Annotated in this window: 17 protein-coding genes and 2 tRNA genes; 13 read left to right on the top strand and 6 right to left on the bottom strand. The window is 42.3% G+C overall.

The annotated features are described in order from the left end of the window. Positions 1-19 precede the first annotated feature (19 nt). From BLP33_RS17160 to BLP33_RS17120, 9 genes are all read left to right on the top strand, one after another. Positions 20-2,794 carry a TonB-dependent receptor gene (locus tag BLP33_RS17160; RefSeq protein ID WP_090531224.1) on the top strand — a complete coding sequence of 925 codons (2,775 nt, stop codon included), beginning with the start codon at positions 20-22 and terminating at the stop codon, positions 2,792-2,794. Between the two features lie 9 nt (positions 2,795-2,803). After that, positions 2,804-3,979 (top strand): DUF4249 domain-containing protein, encoded by a 1,176-nt coding sequence (locus BLP33_RS17155; protein WP_090531222.1) that lies wholly within the window; start codon positions 2,804-2,806, stop codon positions 3,977-3,979. Between the two features lie 47 nt (positions 3,980-4,026). Beyond that, entirely contained in the window at positions 4,027-6,411 is a 2,385-nt protein-coding gene (locus BLP33_RS17150) for a hypothetical protein (RefSeq protein WP_090531220.1), read from the top strand. Between the two features lie 186 nt (positions 6,412-6,597). After that, positions 6,598-6,671: transfer RNA gene (locus BLP33_RS17145), tRNA-Asp, on the top strand. Between the two features lie 112 nt (positions 6,672-6,783). Beyond that, a tRNA-Asp gene (locus BLP33_RS17140) sits at positions 6,784-6,857 on the top strand. 251 nt (positions 6,858-7,108) lie between these two features. Further along, entirely contained in the window at positions 7,109-8,329 is a 1,221-nt protein-coding gene (locus BLP33_RS17135; protein ID WP_090531218.1) for a site-specific integrase, read from the top strand. A gap of 56 nt (positions 8,330-8,385) precedes the next feature. Then, complete coding sequence (locus BLP33_RS17130; protein WP_090531214.1) at positions 8,386-8,901, top strand: hypothetical protein; 516 nt, start codon at positions 8,386-8,388, stop codon at positions 8,899-8,901. A 45-nt stretch (positions 8,902-8,946) separates the two neighbouring features. Continuing rightward, the gene (locus BLP33_RS17125; protein ID WP_139160012.1) at positions 8,947-9,219 is read left to right on the top strand and encodes a hypothetical protein; all 273 of its coding nucleotides are present in this window, start codon (positions 8,947-8,949) and stop codon (positions 9,217-9,219) included. A 4-nt stretch (positions 9,220-9,223) separates the two neighbouring features. Further along, the gene (locus BLP33_RS17120; RefSeq protein WP_090531207.1) at positions 9,224-9,877 is read left to right on the top strand and encodes a zeta toxin family protein; all 654 of its coding nucleotides are present in this window, start codon (positions 9,224-9,226) and stop codon (positions 9,875-9,877) included. 123 nt (positions 9,878-10,000) lie between these two features. Here the strand turns inward: BLP33_RS17120 and BLP33_RS17115 are convergent, their stop codons facing one another. The 4 genes from BLP33_RS17115 to BLP33_RS17100 form a co-directional block, all read right to left on the bottom strand. Beyond that, a complete protein-coding gene (locus BLP33_RS17115; RefSeq protein ID WP_175490037.1) occupies positions 10,001-11,020 on the bottom strand; it encodes a hypothetical protein in 1,020 nt (339 codons plus the stop codon). A 29-nt stretch (positions 11,021-11,049) separates the two neighbouring features. Next, entirely contained in the window at positions 11,050-11,946 is an 897-nt protein-coding gene (locus BLP33_RS17110) for a tyrosine-type recombinase/integrase (RefSeq protein ID WP_090531201.1), read from the bottom strand. Between the two features lie 659 nt (positions 11,947-12,605). Next, positions 12,606-12,935, bottom strand: coding sequence for a winged helix-turn-helix domain-containing protein (locus BLP33_RS17105; RefSeq protein WP_090531197.1), 330 nt, complete (start codon positions 12,933-12,935; stop codon positions 12,606-12,608). Further along, positions 12,932-13,198: a helix-turn-helix domain-containing protein gene (locus BLP33_RS17100; protein WP_090531194.1), complete on the bottom strand. Its 267-nt coding sequence runs from the start codon at positions 13,196-13,198 to the stop codon at positions 12,932-12,934. The genes BLP33_RS17105 and BLP33_RS17100 overlap by 4 nt, the downstream gene beginning before the upstream one ends. A 288-nt stretch (positions 13,199-13,486) precedes the next feature. Here BLP33_RS17100 and BLP33_RS17095 point away from each other — a divergent pair, with 288 nt between their 5' ends. Both BLP33_RS17095 and BLP33_RS17090 read left to right on the top strand, forming a co-directional pair. Beyond that, positions 13,487-14,194: a hypothetical protein gene (locus BLP33_RS17095; RefSeq protein WP_090531191.1), complete on the top strand. Its 708-nt coding sequence runs from the start codon at positions 13,487-13,489 to the stop codon at positions 14,192-14,194. Positions 14,195-14,419: 225 nt separating this feature from the next. After that, positions 14,420-15,442 carry an AAA family ATPase gene (locus tag BLP33_RS17090; RefSeq protein WP_090531188.1) on the top strand — a complete coding sequence of 341 codons (1,023 nt, stop codon included), beginning with the start codon at positions 14,420-14,422 and terminating at the stop codon, positions 15,440-15,442. A gap of 4 nt (positions 15,443-15,446) precedes the next feature. Here BLP33_RS17090 and BLP33_RS17085 read toward each other — a convergent pair whose 3' ends face one another. Continuing rightward, on the bottom strand, positions 15,447-17,885 hold the full coding sequence (locus BLP33_RS17085; protein WP_090531185.1) for a S8 family serine peptidase: 2,439 nt from the start codon (positions 17,883-17,885) through the stop codon (positions 15,447-15,449). A 102-nt stretch (positions 17,886-17,987) separates the two neighbouring features. On the opposite strand from BLP33_RS17085, the gene BLP33_RS17080 reads away from it, so the two are divergent. Next, positions 17,988-19,019, top strand: a complete 1,032-nt coding sequence (locus tag BLP33_RS17080) for an AlbA family DNA-binding domain-containing protein (RefSeq protein WP_090531182.1) — start codon at positions 17,988-17,990, stop codon at positions 19,017-19,019. Between the two features lie 74 nt (positions 19,020-19,093). Further along, on the top strand, positions 19,094-19,561 hold the full coding sequence (locus tag BLP33_RS17075; RefSeq protein WP_090531179.1) for a hypothetical protein: 468 nt from the start codon (positions 19,094-19,096) through the stop codon (positions 19,559-19,561). A 59-nt stretch (positions 19,562-19,620) separates the two neighbouring features. Here BLP33_RS17075 and BLP33_RS17070 read toward each other — a convergent pair whose 3' ends face one another. Continuing rightward, positions 19,621-20,958 (bottom strand): McrC family protein, encoded by a 1,338-nt coding sequence (locus BLP33_RS17070; RefSeq protein WP_090531176.1) that lies wholly within the window; start codon positions 20,956-20,958, stop codon positions 19,621-19,623. Between the last annotated feature and the right edge of the window lies 1 nt (position 20,959).

Here is a 20,959-nt window from a genome sequence, read left to right as displayed (position 1 = left end):
AGGAAAATAAAATAACCGGATGAAAAAAATTTACTTTCTAAGTTTCTGTTTTTTGATTTTAATTAAACTGTGCCAGGCCCAGCAGGGTCCGGTAAAATCAATCAGCGTAAACTTTCAACAAGCTACGATTGAGCAGTTTGTAACAGAGCTGGAAGCAAAATCAGGCTTTCATTTTTTTTACGACGCCATGCAGTTTGACAGTTTGAAAATAACTCTGCAGGCAACCAATAAACCTATTGAAACCATATTGAGCCAGGCTTTTAAAAACACCGGTTTTAGTTTCGCCATAACCAAACACCAGCAGGTGTTTTTAACTAAAGGGCGCGAAATACAAACCGGACTGGCGGTAGGTTATTTTGGCATTACAACTGCCAATGCAACTGCAGCAAATATAAGTGTATCCCCGGCTAATGCTGATCTTGATAAAGATAAAAAGATACCCGAAGCAACAACCGAAAATAAGCTATACGAAATAGGGATCAAAACCAACACTATTGAGGCGGGTACGGCAACGCTTTCGGGATATGTAAAGGAAGCAAAATCGGGCGAATCTGTAACAGGTGCCAGCATATATGTAACCAATACCAAAACGGGTGTAGCTACCGACCAGTTTGGCTATTTCACTATCAAATTACCCAAAGGCAGGCAGGTTTTAAGCGTTAGGGGCGTTGGCATGCGCGATACCCGCAGGCAGATCATCCTTTATTCGGACGGTAAGATCATTATTGAAATGCAAGAGCAGGTAACCAGCCTTAAAGAGGTAAAGATCTCTGCCGAGAAAGTGGCTAATGTGCGTAATGTTCAACTGGGGGTGAACAGGCTTGATATTAAAAGCATTAAACAAGTACCTACGGTATTTGGCGAAGCCGATATATTAAGGGTAGTGCTTACCCTGCCCGGCGTTCAATCAGTAGGCGAGGCTACCACGGGTTTTAATGTACGCGGGGGCTCGGCCGATCAGAACCTGATCCTGATGAATGACGCCACCATTTATAACCCCTCGCATTTTTTCGGCTTCTTTTCATCATTTAACCCCGACATAGTTAAAGATATCGAACTATATAAAAGCAGTATCCCCGAAAGGTTCGGCGGGCGTTTGTCATCGGTGTTGGATGTTACCAATCGTGAGGGTAATAAAAAGAAATTTACAGGTTCGGCAGGCATTGGTTTAATCACCAGCAGGCTTAATGTTGAAGGGCCTATCATCAAGGATAAAACCTCGTTTTCATTCGGAGGCCGTACCACTTACTCCGACTGGCTCCTTAAACTCCTGCCCGATGCCTACAAGCACAGTTCGGCTTCATTTTATGATCTTAACCTGGATATAAGCCACCAGATTGATGATAAAAACAACCTGTATCTAACCAGCTATATAAGCAGAGATAAATTCAGGCTTAATAGCGATACTGCTTATAGTTACAGCAACAGGAATATCAACCTAAAATGGAAGCATAATTTTAATAATAAACTATTCAGTGTTATTACGGCCGGGATAGACAAGTACCAATATGATGTTTCAAGCGCTGATAACCCGGTAAATGCTTATAAGCTGAATTTTGATATTAACCAAAGTAATTTTAAAACGGATTTTACCTATTACCTTAACCGCAAAAATACTGTCGATTTTGGGGTAAGTTCCATTTATTATAAGCTCCATCCGGGCAGCTTTCAGCCTCTTGGCGCCCAATCATTGGTAGCTCCTGATGTCGTTTCCACACAACAGGCCCTGGAAAGCGCCTTATACCTGGGCGATAAGTTTGACGTGACCGACGATCTGTCGATAAGCGGTGGTGTAAGGTATTCGATCTATAATTTCCTGGGGCCGCAAACAGTGTATAACTATGCGCCTAACCTGCCCAAAACAAGCGCCAACCTGTTGGATAGTACCTATTACGCAAGTGGTAAGTTTATTAAAACTTATTCGGGGCCCGAAATCAGGCTTTCGGCCAGATATCAACTGGGCGATAACCTATCAATCAAGGGCGGCTATAACACACTCAGGCAGTATATTCACCTGTTATCAAACACAACTGCCATATCCCCCACTGATGTTTGGCAACTGAGTGATCCCAATATCAAACCTCAATATGGTGACCAGGTATCATTAGGCCTTTATCATAATTTAAAATCAAACACCATTGAAACGTCGGTCGAGGTTTACTACAAACGATTAAGGGATTATCTCGACTATAAGAGCGGCGCTAACCTCGTATTAAACCATCATATTGAAACGGATGTGGTAGGTACAAAAGGCAAAGCATATGGAATTGAGTTTTTAGTAAAAAAAGCCACCGGGAAAGCCAATGGGTGGATCAGTTATACTTATTCGCGCACGTTTTTAAGACAAAATGATCCTAATGCCGGCGATTTGATTAATGGGGGGGCTTATTATCCTGCAAATTTTGATAAGCCACATGCTTTTAATTTTATTGGTAACTACAGGTTTTCACATAGGTTCAGTGTTTCTTTAAATCTTACTTACAGCACGGGCAGGCCTATTACCCTGCCTATTGCCAAGTATGAGTATGGTGGTTCCGAGCGGGTATTTTATTCGGACAGGAACCAATACCGCATCCCGGATTATTTCAGGTCGGATTTTTCAATGAACATAGAGGGCAACCATAAAGTGCACCAATTAACCCATAACTCATTTACAATAGGGGTGTATAACTTAACCGGCAGGCAAAACGCGTATTCGACATTCTTTACAGAGCAGGGAGGGGTCATTAACGGGTATAAGCTGTCCATATTTGCCAAGCCTATTCCATTTATTAATTACAATATCAGGTTTTAATTGAAAGCGATGAAAGGAAAACGATATATATTAATTTTATTATTGCTGGGGGGCATATACAATGCCTGTAAAAAGCCTTATAACCCTAAAATTGTTGACTCTCCCAATCATTACCTGGTTGTTGAAGGGGTAATAAACAATGGCAGCGATTCAACCATAATAAAATTAAGCAGAACGGTTAACATCTCAGGCAATGTAAGCACAAGCGGAGTTGATAATTGCGCGGTATCTGTTGAAGCCGAGGAGGGAACAGCATATTCACTTACACCCCGGGGAAATGGGACTTATGTTATACCGGCGCTTAACCTGGATGTGTCAAAAAAGTACCGTGTGCATATTATCACTAACGATAATAAAGAGTATGCGTCTGACTATGTTGAGGTAAAAAAGACACAGCCAATTGATAGCATAGGGTTTAATATTAAAAATGGCAACATGCAGGTTTATGCAAATACGCACGATGCTTCCAATAGCTCCCGATATTATAGGTGGAGTTATGAAGAAACGTGGCGCTTTCATGCTAAATATCAATCGGCCTATATGGTTGATCCTGTGGCTAAAGCAGTTGTTTTTCGGCCACCCAGTGAGTATAATTATTACTGCTTTGCGGGGGCCAAATCCAGTACCATAGTTATAGGATCATCAGCTAAGCTGTCACAAGATGTAATATACCAGCAACCGGTAACAACCATAGCCTCAACATCTGAAAAGATTGAAATGCGTTATTCCATTTTTCTGAAACAGTATGCGTTAACCAAAGAAGCTTACCAGTTTTGGGAAAATATGAAGAAAAATACGGAGCAATTAGGAAGTATATTTGATGCGCAGCCATCGCAGTTAACAGGGAATATCCACAATCTTAAAGATCCGGCTGAGCCTGTTATTGGCTATATAAGTGTAACCAACATTCAATCGAAAAGAGTATTTATTGACAATGCCGATCTCCCTCGCGATTGGGCGCCTACATATCCATATGATTGCGGTCCCCTTGATACTGCACTCTTTTTTAATCCCAAAACCAAACAAAATGATGTACTGGGCATCATAATTAATGGTAATGCAATACCTGTGCTTGATATAACCGAGAAAATGAACGTAATAGGTTATACTTATTCATCAATTGAATGTACCGATTGCAGGATCAGGGGACGAGTACAAACTCCCTCATTTTGGAAAGAGAGATAAAAAAGTTTATGAATGATGCCATGAAAATAAATCAATAAGGTTTGGCTATGAATGAAATTAAAAAACTTGCTGTGGTTCCGATGATTTCCGGCATGTTACTGTTGTCAGTGAACGGGGTGGCGCAAACTATAAGCCAAATCTCCGACAGCTTTAACAAATACTATCAGGCTACTGTACAGGAAAAGATTTTTGTACATACTGACAAAAGCGCCTATATGACCGGCGAAATTTTATGGTTTAAAGCGTATAACGTTGACGCTACTTATCATAAGCCGCTTGGCCTTAGCAAAGTTGTATATGTTGATGTATTGGACAACAAGCAAAATGCCATAATCCAAACTAAAATAGAAATGAAAAACGGCCTCGGGAGTGGCTCTGTTTATATACCAGTATCGGCAAGCAATGGTAATTATAAGTTAAGGGCCTATACCAACTGGATGAAAAATTTTACTCCTGATTATTATTTCGAAAAGAATATTACCATTATTAATCCTCTAAAATCTCCCGAAGCCATAACTAAAGTACAGGCACCGGGCTACGATGTTCAGTTTTTCCCGGAAGGGGGAGATTTGGTCGCGGGTATTAACAGTAAAGTTGCTTTTAAGGTTACGGCATCAGACGGTACAGGCTTAAGTGAATGCAGAGGTTTTATTGTTGATCAGAAGCACGATACGGTAGCGCGCTTCCGGCCATTGAAATTTGGTATTGGCAGCTTTTTATTCACCCCGATAGCCGGGAATGTTTATACGGCTGTTATTAAATCGGGCAATACCCCGGCTGTTACCAAAGAGTTACCTGCCGTTGAAAGTCGGGGTTATGTAATGGCTGTAAAAGATGCAGGTAGCACACGGGTGGAGATCACAGTAAAAGGCGCCGGCGTTGAAGCTGGCGAATTATATCTGTTTGCTCATACAGGCCAATCGGTTAAAGCCGGCATGACAGCACCTTTTAACAACGGCAGTGCCATTTTTACGCTTGATAAAGCTAAATTGGGCGAAGGAGTGTCGCACTTAACAATTTTCAATAGCGCCAGACAACCCGTGTGCGAAAGGCTTTATTTTAAACGTCCCAAACAAAACCTCATTATCGAGGCCTCTGCTGATCAGCCTTCATATACCCGCCGTAAAAAGGTAAGTGTGGACATCGCTGCCAAAGATTTTTCGGGGCGCGTAAAACCTGCTAACCTGTCAATGTCGGTTTATAAGATTGACTCATTACAAAATATTGATGCCGGCGAAATATTCAGCTATCTGTGGCTCAAGTCAGATTTACGTGGAAATATTGAATCGCCAGGCTACTATTTCAAAAATTCCGATGCTGAAGCCGACACGGCCCTTGATAACCTCATGCTAACACAAGGGTGGCGAAGGTTTCAATGGGATAATGTATTTGGTAATAAACAGGCGGCATTTAGTTTTTTGCCAGAGTATGACGGGCACCTGATTACCGGTAAAATAACCAATACGCAAACCGGTGGTATTGCCAAAGATGTAGTAGCTTATTTAAGTGTCCCGGGAAAACGGGTACAGCTGTATGCCGCAAAAAGCGATTCGACAGGCAGGTTGATTTTTAATACAAGACAACTTTATGGTCCCGGCGAAATAGTAGTTCAAACCAATTCAGAACGGGATACCACCTATCATATTGATATTTTAAGCCCTTTTTCTGAACAATTCGCAAAATCCCCAATATTAAAATTTAACCTAACCCGGGGCATGCAAAGTGCCATTGAAGAACGAAGCCTGGGCACGCAGGTTCAAAATATTTATTTAGGCAATAAGATCAAGCACTTTTATGAGCCGCAGGTTGATAGTTCGGGTTTTTATACAACCCCCTATAAAACCTACCTTTTGGATAACTATACCCGCTTTACTACAATGGAAGAGGTATTGAGAGAGTATGTAAAGGAGGTTTGGGTTAACAGATCGCAAAAACGGTATCACATCAAAGTATTGAATGGTAATGGATTTTTAGATGGCGACCCCTTAGTGATGCTTGATGACGTACCTGTTTTTAACATAGATAAGGTTATGGGTATTGACCCGTTGAAAGTTCGTAAGCTGGAAGATGTTCCGTACCGGTATTATTGGGGACCATCTGTTTACGAAGGAATCTTAAGCTTTACAACTTATAAGGGCGATCTTGGCGGTGTTGAAATAGACCCAAAGGCAGTAGTGCTCGATTATGAAGGTCTGCAATTACAACGTGAGTTTTATTCTCCGGTATATGACACTGAACAGTCAGTAAAAAACAGGTTACCCGATTTCAGAAACCTGCTTTATTGGGGGCCGGATATCAACACTTCAGCCGCTGGTAAAAATCAGTTGTCGTTTTATACGTCTGATCAAACAGGGAAATATATAGGAATTGTACAAGGGGTTACGTTACAAGGTGACATCGCAAGCCAATATTTTAGCTTTGAAGTGAATTAACTACTATTAAATTTCTACAGGATTTATATTTTGTGATTCCTGATTTAATGTTGAATATCAGTAATTTACAGCCACCAAAAAAGGCACACCGCACAAAAAAGTGCTTAATTTTCAAAATAATGAACTTTTTTGAAAAAACAATTTGTGTAGAATAAAATGGTTTGTATATTTGCACACCCAAACGGAGGAGTGGTAGTTCAGCTGGTTAGAATACATGCCTGTCACGCATGGGGTCGCGGGTTCGAGTCCCGTCCATTCCGCTAAAAGCCTTACTGAAAAGTAAGGCTTTTTTGTGTTTTAAGCTTTTTTTATTTTAAGTTCTACAATTTGTGTAGATCAAAAAGGTTTGTATATTTGCAACCCCAAACGGGAGGAGTGGTAGTTCAGCTGGTTAGAATACATGCCTGTCACGCATGGGGTCGCGGGTTCGAGTCCCGTCCATTCCGCTGAAAACAATGTCAAAATTGCCTAAAAGCCTGTAAATCATCGATTTACAGGCTTTTTTGTTTGGCCGAAAACACTAAAATATGCATGTTTTAGCAAAAAAAAGGTGAGCAATTCGGTGAGCATATTAAAGCCAAAAAGACGCTCACCAGAAACACCATAAGTAACTGATTTAGAAGATGTTCAGCGAGTGAACATCTTGATTGCAAGTGATGGAATAATCAATTTTGTTTCACTATTTAATTCATTTGTAATGAGAACTAACATCAATTTGCTTTTTTATTTAAAGAAGCGCTCTACCTACATAAATGGCCCAGTGGCCATTTATCTCCGGTTTACTGTTGACGGCCAAAGAGCGGAAGCCTCAACTGGTAAAACTTGCGACCCTTCTCGCTGGAATACACAAGCAGGCCGTGCTATCGGCACAAAAGAAGACGTCCGCACCCTCAACTCTTATCTCGACACCTTGCAGGCCAAAGCCCAGGAATTCCATCGCTGGATGACGGCTAATGACGAAATGGTTACTGCTGAGAGTCTCAAAAATCGGTTTATTGGTAAAACTGAAAAGGTACGCACCCTGGTTAGCGTTTTTGAAGATCACAATCAAAAAATGCGAAGTCTGGTTGGACAGGAATTTGAGAAGAGCACACTGCAGCGTTATGAAACAGCTTTAATGCATACCAAAGATTTTATGCAATGGCAGTACAATGTATCAGACATGCCTATCACTAAAATCAATTTTGAATTCTTGAATAACTTTGAATACTACCTGCGGAGCGTACGCAAGTGCGCTAACAACTCTGCAATCAAGTATATCAAAAACTTAGGCAAGATTGTTCGCATCTGTTTAGGAAACGGCTGGCTTATCGTTGACCCTTATCTAAATTATAAACCCAAAACAAAGAAAGTCCATCGGATGGCGCTGACTAAAGAAGAATTGACAGCTATTGCAGAAAAGCAATTTCCCGTAGACAGATTACGATTGGTTAGGGACATCTTCCTGTTTAGCTGTTATACAGGACTTGCTTATGTCGATGTTAAAAAGCTTAAACGTTCTGAAATATCTAAGGGAGTCGACGGCGACCTATGGATCCATACCAACCGCCAGAAAACAGATACTTTATCCCGCATTCCCATTTTGCCAGCAGCGTTAAAAGTTATTGAAGGATACGAGGATAACCCACAATGTATTGCCGATGATCTTTTGCTACCAGTGATGAGTAACCAAAAGATGAATGCCTATTTAAAGGAAATAGCTGACTTGTGCAGCATTTCCAAACTACTGACTTTCCATATTGCCCGGCATACGTTTGCCACCACGGTAACGCTTAATAATGGCGTTCCGATAGAAAGTGTGGCTAAGATGATGGGACACACCAGCATCAAGACCACACAAATCTATGCTAAGGTGATGGATCATAAAATCAGTTCTGATATGGCCGCACTTAAAGTTAAGTTATCGGTGAATAATTAAGACCACCAATTAACAAAGTTTGAAAAATAATATTCTGACACCTTATTCTTTTATTTATGAAAGTACACAACGGCATGAAACCGCATGATGTAGTCGTGTTGCTAAAAATCATTTCTTTAGAAAAGAGCTGGTCGAGTAAAGACCTCGCAAATAGCTTATGTCTCAGTAATTCCGCGATCACCGAATCGCTACACCGTTCGATAATTGCCAAGCTGATCAGCCCTGATAAACAGGTCGTTTTCAAAACTGCTCTTTATGGTTTTATTGAACACGGATTGAAATACGTCTTCCCGGCGGAACCGGGGACTGTTGTACGCGGATTGCCAACCGCACACAGTGCTCCTATATTGAAAGGCTATTTTGTATTTGATAACTACTATGTATGGCCAACTGATGGTGGAAAAATTAAAGGGCGCGCAATAGCACCGCTATATGCTAACCAAGTGGCAGCGGCATTGAACGATCAAAAATTATATGATAGCCTTGCTTTAGTTGATGCGATCCGGGTAGGGAAAATCAGAGAGCAAAAGAAAGCCTTAGAGTTATTAAAACATTCTTTTGGTCTGTCTTAGAATAGCCAGATCCATTAATATTTATCTTAAATTAATTATATTTGTATGAGAACATTCCATCAAACAATGAGCAATTCCTCCGCGATAGATCTACGTTTAAAGCCAATCTTTGAGTTATCAGACGAAGAATTGCGAGAAAGACTGCGCCCTACCTACGAAGCCATGAAAAGGGACAAATTCGCTAATGGCGGTTACCTTACTTATTACGATCCATCTATTTGTCCGACCAATATCCATGCTGTGCATGAGTATAGTGATAGGAAAGAACTGGTAAAGTTGGATATCGACGGCAATGTGCAGTTTGTAAAAAATCTTTAATCTTATGTCAAATTACCCGCAGCTATTATTTGTAGCGGGGCCAAATGGAGCTGGAAAATCGACTTTTTCAAAAGAATTGTCGGAGCCTGGTGCCATTATTTTTGACGCGGACATAGTTGTTGCACATATCGAGGCCCAATCACCTGATATGCCTAAAAAGCGGGTATATGATGATGCTACAAAGGAATTTTTTGAACAGGTTATCGCCGCAATTACGGATAGGCGGCACTTTACTTTGGAAACCAATTTCAGAGATGAGAATTTATTAAAAATTGTTGCTGAATTCAAGCGCCATAGATATACTACAAACATGATTTACCTGACGTTGGAAAATATAGAACAATCTATCGACCGTGTTAACGAAAGAGTTTCAAGTGGCGGTCATTATGTCGATCATGAAACCATTAAGCAAAATTATGATCTGGGATTGCAATTCCTTGAACGTTATGCTGAAAGTTTTGACAACTTAGAGATTATTGATGCTTCCGGCTCAACTTGGCAGTTGCGCTCTTTACTTAGCATTCAAAACCGAAATTTGAAACATGTAAGTGAACGTGTAAATGAAAGGGTTGCGAAAACGGTGAATGCTATTGCTGAAAAGTTCACCCCACCACCGCCCGAACAAGATTTAAGGCCTTATAGAGGTCCCAGGCGTTAATTAGTATTTATTTAGCTTTAGCCGCTCGAGTGAGCGGCTTTTTTGTGTCAGACAGGCCAATATTTGCCCAAGAGGCAGATATAGTAATTTATATCTCCTCTTGGGCATTTGTAATCATAATTGTTAAAAGATATCTTTATCTCCTTCCGTCATCCATTCATCTTCAGCCATTACAATTGGGTCTAGCCAATCTGCTTTATGCCTAGCCCAGGCCAGCCAGTCATTATTAGGGCTGGGTATTGCATCAAGGTACTCTCGAACAAGCTGGGCCTGCTTCCAGCGTTTTGCCTGCGTAATTAACTCTTTAAAACTCTCTCGCTCTTCATGCTGGTGTGCATCACGTTTTGCCTGAAGTTTACGTTGCTTTTCCCAGTTCTCCTGCCATATACGTGCATTTTTTAAATACTCCTCTTCTTGCTTAGCAGATATATCCAGTTTAGCCATTATTTTTGGCAGCTGGTCTTCTAATAGTATGGTTTTTGAATCTCCCCATTCAGACTTTAATCTGTCATCAAGTCGAAACACTATTTTACCATTTGGCCGCCATTCAAATTCCTGATAGGGCATATCCACCTTGAATTTGGTTGTTCGTTCCCGAAAATTGACCCTGAGTTTTACATTACCAATAACAATATAATTCCCATCTATAGTTATCTCATAAATGTATCCTCTGGCATGTACGCATTTAATTAACGTATCCATGAAACGAAGTGCCCGCCCGATATTGGATGGTGCCACGCGAATATCCAGTTGCCCTTTTGTGGTTACAGCCATTCCAGGATAATTGATATCAGTCAGTTTTTCCAAACTTTCTTTTGCAGCAACAATTAGCGGATCAGGTTTTATAAACCGTCCTGGTACCTTGAAAGGTAATTCCTTCTGAATTATTTCCTTAACGAGTTGCACCCGCTCGGAAGCTTTTTTAACAGGTTGTTCCTGAGGCCGTTCTTCGAGTTCAATAAAATCTTGTCCGTCCCACTTTGCCGGCAGTTTAGGTTGGTGTCTATGATGCCCTGCTTTAACTTTAGCCCAGGAGCCTGTTTTTGGAACAGGAATATTCATACGAAGGCATATTTTACGAAAACCAACATCCGATATCTTATATTTCTTAGCAATCTCTGTCATTGGTAGCTCCCATACCATCTGGTAGATTTCTTTACGTGTAAACCTGATCATAAAACGGGCGCTGCAGATTTTAACTCGTCCATGTTAAACTCACCCAGGCTTCGGAGATATTTCATTGTTATAAGTACTGATGAATGTCCCATCATTTTCTGAACCATATAAACATCTTTAGTACGGCGAAATACATCTATCGCAGCGGTATGCCGAAAAGAATATAATGTCTGTTTAGGATAAATCAACCCATGGCTCAATAATATCTTCTTTTCCCGTGACCATTGTTTACTGAAGTAGTCATCATTAAACGGCTCGTTAATTAAACTGAATATATTGTCATCTTTTCCAATTACATCAAGAACAGGCTCCAGCTCATGCCTTACATAATCGGGTACATAGACAACCCGAATTTTACCGCCCTTATTTTCACTACCATTCAAATGGATCTCGGTATTGTTAATCTTAAAATGCTTTTTGGTCAGTAGCCGTATCTCCTCATGAGGCCGCAATAAGCAGCCATAGGTCATCAGGCAGCAGCGATAAAGATTGGTTTGCCTGGCCTTTAGAAAGTTGAGCACTGGTTTTAGCTGATCCTTTTCATAAGCCAAATGAAGTGTAGGCTTGATTTTTTGTACTTCTGTTTTCTTAACTGTCATTAAAGATTCATCGATTAGTCGAGTAGCCGCGTTAAAAAGGGAGCTCAATTCACGCCTTTTGTTCATGTAGCTTGTTGGAGATGAATTGTACCGTTGGAGGAATTCTTCAATTGTAGATGTCTTTAATTTCTTGATTGACATTTCACGGCCTTCTGGCCCTAAAAAGATCATGAACTGATTGTAGGCATACCGAAGGCTATCTCTATGCAGTTTACTGATGTCAGAAGAAAGCTTTCTGTCGAGCGCCTGCTGAAAAAGCAAGCCAATGGACTTGTTATTTTTTTTAATTTTCATCCGGCAAACATGCGCTTATAGCACATATCGACTTTATTAATTCTTTTCTTTTTTGACAGCTTTGAACAATGCTGCCTTAATCATCATGTAAGCAACTGAAAGCAAAGCCGGATAAAATGTCAAGGGCAAGCCAACCGCTGAAAGCGAACAATACGGCTCGCTTGTATACCCTTGACATTTTATTCCGGCTTGGACTACCTTTGCGATAGTGGTGAGTAAGGTAATCTCACGATAGTAATTTATTCGTTGTTGCCCATCTGACCAATCAGGAACAAGGCTTTTATGTAACTTTTAAAAGACCTCCAAGAAAAAATGAGTTGCGAATTTTTTTAGATCCTCCCGGTAGGGCAAGGGACTTTTTGTCATACAAAAAGACATCTTGCAGTAACAAAAGCAACGTGTTTTTTGATAATGATTTTTAAGTTAATTGATACTTCTTAAAAAAGCGACAGAGTAATTTTCGACAGCATTTAAAAGCCGTTTTCGAGATTCTCGAAAACGGCTTGTTTTGGGTGATCTTAGATAGGCAGATACCTTGATCGCGATATTTGCAGATCGCAAGATTTCAAGATAATAAGATCATGAGATTTGTGGATTGCAAGATCTTATGATTTCGTGATCGTAAGATTTACGGATTACATTATCTATAGATTTCCTGATCATGAGATCGATGGATTTTGTAATACCTCCTCCGGCCAATAAATCAAGCTTCCTTGTTTTGGATGATAGGATGGCTCATAAATAATGTAGCCATGCTCCTGTAAATCTTTTATGCATTTGTGATAAGTAGCTATAGAAGCGATATTGCTGTAAGACATCAGCACTCTGCGACTAATTGAAAACGGACTAATACCACCGTTTTGCTGCCAAAAAATAAACAAAGCACTATATAAGCTTGAATGACTGGTATATAAATGAGGGGCTTCTTTTATTTTTGCAACCCGCTCCCTGTATCCTGAAAAGTCCTTGGCATTAACACATCGTTTCATGGTTTACCTCCTTCCAGAACTTTTTGAATATCCTCCAGCTTGTAATACATCATACCGCCAATCTTAGTGAAACTAAGCGTACCATTGATTCGCAGATTTTGCAAAGTACCTGGTGAGATGTCTAATAGCTTTCTAACGTCCTTACTCTTTACCCATCGCTTGCTTTGTATTTTTTCAGGCTGAAGAAGAGCTTCAATTTTTTCCAAGATTCTTTTTTCGAAGGCATCCAGGGCTTCTGTAGTTACTAATTCATTTGGTCTCATTTAATTTAGTTAACAAAATAGTTCGTTCACCATTCGCTGACCTAGGGAATGGTGCATTTTAATCTGCAGTTGACTTAACTGCAATGTTTTTCATTTAAAACAAATGTAAAATATTGTTTTGACAAAATTAAATTTATCAAAACAAATGAGTAATTTTGACATATTCAATCAGCAAAAGCTTAATTAGGATTGATCGTTTTTGGTTAAATCTGAATAACTATTGAGGTTTAATAAAAGAAGCAAACATCAAAAGCAGCCAAATCGTATCAAAAAATATTTTCAAAAAAAGTGAATAAAATCAGTTACAAAACCTACCTGAATGACCGTTTGAAGCAGGTTGGCTTCCACGGACAGCTAATCCACCCCTTATACGTACAGGTAACTTATGAGCGAAAGACTATTTTTTTTAAAAGCTATTATTTTGAGTTGTTCTCTAAAGCAAGGTATGCTATGCATCTGCCGGATGGCAAGATCAAAAGTCCAGACCTGGAGCAAATAATTGAGAAGGAAAACGAGGTTATCCGATTTGTAATAGACAAGCTTCAAGATGGATTTTCATTGGAAGCGTTTAAAAAACTTTACACGCACTTTAGTACAGATCTTTGTGATGCTACAGAATTCGACTTTATTACTTATCTGTATTTGTTCTTCGATGACAAGGAATTACCGCACATGGCGGAATTAATAAAGTGGGGCACGTTGCACCTCGTCACTTATGATCTCATGATGGAATTCAAAAACACACTTAAAAAGTCTTTATATACCGAACTCATTGAGCAAGCGTTTCAAAAAGCCCCCCCATATTTGCAATTATATGGTTTTGTAATGCACAATAAGCGTTCACCTTTGCTCTGTCTCACTGTGATGGAATGGGATAATATTGAAACGGTTAGGTCTTTTAAAGAGTATGTAGAATTACATTATCCGAAATTGAAGTCTACTATATTGATTGGACAGGTGAATGCCTGGTCGAATTATCGAAGGAAGGCAATTTAGATTATTTTTATCATAGATTCCGCTATACACAACAAGTGCCGTACAGTAAATTTTCACAATTTGAAACTTGCATTTCCCGCTGATTTTCATTAGTTTCAACTCGATAACCTATTACCTGTTAAATTCGTACTAAATGCCGGTGCGCGGATTTTTCTTGGTCATATTTTTGATAACCAATGTAAAATCGTTGTTTAAAGGATATATTTGCCGCCAATTGCTAATAAAATGAGTCAGGCTGAGTACATAAAGGATATTGCGAAATTCGGATTGGAAAACGATCAGGAGAAGCTTATGTCCGCTCTGAACGACTTGATCGAGCATTCCAAGCATACCAAAAAGGTCAATTTCGCGCTGCAGCTCCAGTCGATCGTTAAAGAATCGGTCAAAGGGCAAAAGGCGAATACGCTTGTTCACCATGCTTCGGAAGCTTATTATAACCGCCAAGACGACCGCGATTATAGCGAACTGATCCTGGAAAAGCTGACCTCGGACTATACGCTGGAGAACCTCATCGCCGCACCTGACGTCAATCATGAACTGAAAATGTTCATTAGGGAGCATTCATCCCTCTCACTGCTGCAGAAATATGATCTTCCGGTAGCCAATAAAGTGTTGCTGTACGGTCCGTCAGGCTGTGGCAAGACACTGGCCTCCTACGTTATCGCCGGCGAACTGAAAAAAACGATGGTCGTGGTCAATCTTGGTGCTATCGTATCGTCCAAATTAGGCGAGACCAGCAAGAACCTTTCCCGTATCTTCCGCCGGGCAGCCATTGAGGACTGTATCATATTTATTGATGAGTTCGATTCTTTGGGTAAGGTCAGGGATTACAGCCAGGACCACGGTGAAATGAAACGCGTGGTGAATACCATCCTGCAGCTATTCGATTACCTGCCCCAAACCTGCCTGGTCATTGCCGCGACCAATCAAAAAGATATGCTCGACGAGGCCTTGATGCGCCGTTTCGACCTGCATCTCGGCCTAGATCTTCCCAGTGCAAAACAGGTACGTGAACTGATCGATCTGGTCCTGAAAAAGGGGAATTTCGTGCTCGACACGCCGCGCTCCCTTACCGCCCTGATCAAGGCCGCCAAAGGCCTTTCGTACTACAGTATCCAAAAGACGCTGATCACCGCGATCAAGCGCAGCCTCCTGGAAACGACCGGGGAAGCCACGCCGATGGCGGCTGTCGTAAAGACGGCGCTGTGGCGCGAGCTGATCACGCAGGAGCTTAAAGCCCTCAAATAATCCATTATTCCGCGTCCGCTTCTGCAATGCCGTCCGCGCGGGCGATGTTGATGATTTGGTTGACCAGCAGCATTTCATTGTACAGGCGGCCCGTATTTTTACCTGCCGGCATTTTTTCTTCGATCCTGATCGCCAGCGAAAAAGGATGGGCATGCTGGTAAGCGCCTTCCGCGCCCGGGAAAAGCTGTTTGCTCAGGCGGCAGTTCACCCCGATCTTGAACGTATGGTCCTCGTTGACCAGATCGTCGAAGCCTACGCTGAAGCTAACCTTCTGGGTGTTCATATTGGGGATCGGCTTATTGACATAACGGCCGCTCTGCGACCAGCGCAGCGAAGTTTTCAGCAGGGAATAGACATCTTCCTCTTTTTTGAGGATATCTGCCGGCGACTGGTTCTTAAAAAAGCAGAAAGCCATGTGTACCGGGCAATAGGCCATTTGGCTGTTGATCACCGGCGCGAAGCTGAAACTCAGCGTTGCCGTCACGCGCAGCAAACCGGTTTTCTTTTTGAGGATACCGCTGGTCAGGTATCGCGGGAAGTGGATCGGGAAGACCGCCAGTTTTTCGGGCTCCACGCTGTCCTCGATCAAAAAGGTGATGCTGTTATCATCCGACAGCACACTCGCCTCCTCATTCACCAGGCCGTGTCCGCAAACCTTGTTCAGCAATTTGTCGTGCGGTTTGGCGAAGCGGATCAGATCGAGGGAAGCCGCATTGACCATCAGCGCTTTGATCGACTGGGCGCCGATGCCCGGGTAGGCCGCCTGGATACGCGCCGCAGTGTTGGCCGCCAGCGGTGCCGCATAGCTGGTACCGATCCCTTCACAGAAACTTTCGGCCGGATCCGCAGAAAGCACTTCCATCGAGGCTTTGGAACCCTGGCCGAAGAAAGTGCCGCTGCTGTGCAGTTCATAATCCCCGCCAACCTCCAGCACATCGGGGCGGAAATAGTGTTTATTTAGTTTTTTGCTGGAAAAGAAAGGCGTCAGGTCGATATGGCTGCGGCGGGTATATAGCGCCGGAAATTCGCGGCTGCTGGCAATGCCGGCAAACGGTCCGCCGCGGAGACTGCCCGCCGCGGCACCGACGATGAGGCCGCTCATGGAATCGGCCGGCGCGCACAAATGCGTTTCCGGCTGGCTGAAATAACCCAGCGAATACGCCTTTTGGTTCTCCGCCAGTTCATTATTCGCGGTACAGATCACGACCAGGCAGTCATGTTCATGCGCAAAGCGGTCGATCTCCGCCGCGTAGGTGGAATGGAGCTCGTTCAGCAGTTTCGGCTGCTGGTAACAGATCGTCAGCACGAATATCTTCAGGTCCGGGTATTTTGCCTTGGCGTCCTTCAGCAGTTGCAGTACCTGCGATTGCGCGATAAAACCCGAATTACTGTCCAGGATCTTGATCGGAAGCACGCGCGCGTCGGCTGTGATATCTCCCCGGTAGCCCTGTGCATAAGGCTTTTTCCCCAATGCTGCCAAAGCCGCCACGGCAGTTCCGTGGCCGCTGCCGCCGGAACTGTTGTCCTCATTGACCGGGGTGCCGGTCAGGTTAAGCGCCGGCTCCACCACCAGGATATCTTTCAGCGGGGTCAGCGCGCTGATGCCGGTATCCAGCACGCCGATCAGCGGCAGGTCCTGATCGTTACCGTTGACGATCTGAAAGCCATAACCTCTCTGCGGCTGGTTCAGGTGGCCGGGACGGACGACCGTCGCCAGTGCCGAGGTCACGCTGGCTACGATGTCGAAATTCTGGATGATCTCGGTGATCTGCCCGCCGGAAAGCCCCCGGATCTCCAGCTGATTGCTTTCCTGCTGGTAGGTATAGGTGAGCCGGGCGTTATTCAAATAGGTTTCCAGTGCTTTGAAGATCGACTCCGAAGCCCGGTTGTTGAGAGGGAAATCGATCAGCTTGAAGTTCATCAGTTCCTGCGGCTGGGCATAGCGGATGATCTGCGCACCGGAAAGCAGCTGGAACGACTTGATATATAAAACCTTGGCGGAATACTGGGCATCCTCGTTCAAGCCGGTTTCCTTTTCTATGAAGCGCTCGATGTTCGCGACGAAATCCTTGAACTTCGCGCGGTTGACCACGGCAAAAAGGCCCTGGTGGTTATAGTCAAAGAAATTGGTTGCCTCCAGCCCGAACTCATTATACCAGGACTGAAAGAATTTGCTGACGTTGAACTGGCCATGGAACTCGATCCGGATATGGTCGATGTGGTCCGGCACATTCAGCTCCGGGTTCCGTAGATCGGCTTTCGTCTGCTGGTCCACGATCAGCTGGTTCAGGTTGTTCCGGAAACGCAAAGCCATACGGCGGTAGTCGCTGCCCTGTTCCCGGTCGTCGTCATCATCATCGGGCTTGCCGTAGTTGAACTGCAGCTTGACCGGTTTATCAAATTGTTTGGAGGTATCTAATTGGATGTGCGGGTTCTTGGCCATATCGGACTGAAAAACAGCGTTTAGGTGTTTTACAAATATATTATTTCTGATATATATTATATATGCTGAAATTTACCGGCCTATTCACCCTGAACTTTTGCTATGGACCACGCTTCATTACATTTTGGCAAGCCGATCGGCAACCTGAGCTATGCAGATATCATTGCTTATTTCCAAATCCCGAGGGCAGAATCCGCGACCCTTGAGTTCAAATCTTCGCCGCCCCGGTCTAATTTCGACGCCGGTTTGGGCAAGGTTGCGCGCGGCATCTCCAGTTTCCTCAACGCCAATGGCGGTATCCTGGTCTGGGGTGCCCCCACTGCGAGCAAACAAGCAGGCGGCAGTGCCGATGAATTCAGCGGCGACCTATGCCCGCTGCGGGAGTACGTACCCAAAGACACGGTGATCAACCGTATCAATTCATTGATCAGCCCGCTGCCGGCAGGCTTGCAGGTACAGATTCTCCGCGACGGTGAAAATTGTCTGTACATCTTCGAGGTCCAGGAAAGTCGGACCAAGCCACACATGTTCGGGCATAGTTATTATATCCGGCTTGACGGGCAAAGCCACCCGGCGCCGCATTACCTTGTCGATGCGCTGATGAAGCAGGTCACCTATCCTGATATCGCCGGCGTGATCGCGTTCCATAGCCTGCAGGAATCGTCTAAAGACAAAAGAAGCACGGAAATGGCAATGACGATCGGGTTGTTCAATTTCTCACCTTTTCAAAACGAGGAAAATATTTCTTATAAACTGACCATTAGCGGCGGCTATCTATCTAATAGTTTAAACATGATCCAGACCAGAAATCCGGCTTATGCGGCGGGCGGCTTCCAGGTTGTTCACGAGAACGCTGTGGATGTCCTGCATTTTGGAACGCCGAAAAGTTTTCTTGAACGCGTGGCATTTAACGATCAAACGCTGCGAATGACCAAGAACATGCTTTACTTGGATCTGAGTTTCGGCGGTAAACGTTCGCCAGCCAAAATCTCCAGTTATGTGCTTGACCTGTCCAAATACTGGGTTGAAATGGATCCTAAAGATGCCGTGATCTATACCAAAGAGAACATACTTTTTGCCGATAAAGAACAGAAAAGCCGGGAGGATGAGCTACAGGATTTCAAAAATCAATAGCTGGGGAAAATAGTATATTTGAGCATGCCGGATAGCGGTAAAAGCATCGTCCGGTTACCATAAACACCGACCCTATGATTAATTGGATCAACCAAAAGTTAAATATCAACCTCGACCCAAACGGATTAGAAAGCATTAAGGACTTTTCGCTAATTTGGAACATATTTGAGCGCATAGTTTGCGGTATGCGATTCACTATTAATACAGCCGAAGTGTCTTTGAACCAAAACCAATTCCAGCAAGCCGAGTTCCAGGCCTGCTACGACTACTTCCGCAACCGTTATACTGGCGATGCGGTAGCGCTGAACCGTTTCGATCATTTAAACTTCCGGCCGAATGACCGCCGGGCATATGTTAGACAAGTACTGGAGGATCCGGCCAGCTCGATAGCCGATATTGTTTTAGCGCTAACAATCATTGTTTACCGCCTGCGCAATAACCTGTTTCACGGCGAAAAGGACATGCGCTTTATCGAAGGGCAGGTAGATAACTTTGAACAGGCTAATGCTTTTTTAAAAACCTTATTGAATTATTACCCTTAAAATAATGATTTAAATGTACGTCGATTTCAATGCGAAGATTGAGATAGTTTAAATTGTTCTTATATATTTAATAAACCTAATGATTGATACACCTCAATAGCTAAGGAGGTATTTAAAAATGTTTTACCATTTGTCATACTTTCATTCCATGCTTTGGAAATAATTAAGCCACAATGTTTTGATGCAGGCTCTTCTGTTCCAAAGAAATATTTATTATAAAAAACACCATTTTTAACAGGTTCTGTACTTCCAGGATAAAGTAAAAAACATTGTTTAGCTTCAAAGAAATGATGATAGGCATACATTTGCCTCAAATCGTCCATACTTATTTTAGACGGATCGTTATTAATATTTTTCCATTTTGTATCTATCACTATTTTTTCGGAATTCATTGATTCAATAACGATATCAGGTTTCAAATATCGACGAGATCCATTCACCTCCCAAAAGCAAGTAGATTTTTGGTTATAGATCATTTTTACGCTATCCGGCTTACTTTTTTGTAGTATTCTGTATATGTATTCTTCCCATAACTGATTCATATTGAAAAGAATGGCGATAGAATTATTTGTACCAGATGTAAGGTCAGGGCGATAGTTTAACAACAGCATTTTTGCTATTTGAATTGCAATTTGATAAGCGTTTGACTTGCGGTCAAATACTATTTTGTCAAACAAGCTTTCTGTTATTATGATATCTTCAAGTTCCGGAAAATTTAGTTTTAAGCTATAGCATTCAGATAATAACACCCTGCTACTACATAAGCTTGGTAATATATCTATAGCTTTAGCAAGGATTTTATGTAATAAATGATTTTTATCAAACTGTATTTGGGCTACATAAAAGCGTTCCTGGTGAACCAAGTTTTTTTGAATATGCTTTCCAATAAGAAGTTTTCCTTTAAGGTTATTACAATTGCCCTCGACTTTTCGGTACCTTTTAATTAGCCCTTGCCTTATCAAGGTATTTACTTCAATGATAAATCGTTCAATATAAAGATCAAGTATGCTATTACTATGGGTTTTTAGATGTGCATCTGATATGGACGGCGTATTTATTAAATAGCATACTTTCAACATATCAATTAATATGCTTTGCCATTTATTTTCCTCTTGCTGTATTGCTCGAAGATCATCAAAATTCGCTCGGCGATTATCAGCTTTCGGCAAAATTTCGATAGTAAGATTTAATACTTTTACAACACCAACGTATTCATTAAAGCAAACGCCATTACGCGTCGGTTTAAAAAATGGCCTCTTCTTTGAATCATACAGTTTCCATAATGCGTCAACATACTTCTTGTCTAATGGCTCGTGTTCTGGTTTTTGCCCTTTATAAAAAATTAGAGGTTGGCCTATAGTTATCGTTTGGTGTTCAAAGACTTTGAGCGTTTTCATA

The sequence above is a fragment of the Mucilaginibacter sp. NFR10 genome, assembly GCF_900100445.1.
Lineage (GTDB): Bacteria > Bacteroidota > Bacteroidia > Sphingobacteriales > Sphingobacteriaceae > Mucilaginibacter > Mucilaginibacter rubeus.
The sequence above is the reverse complement of the archived record's forward strand: the minus strand, read 5'-3'. Positions and strand labels throughout refer to the sequence as shown.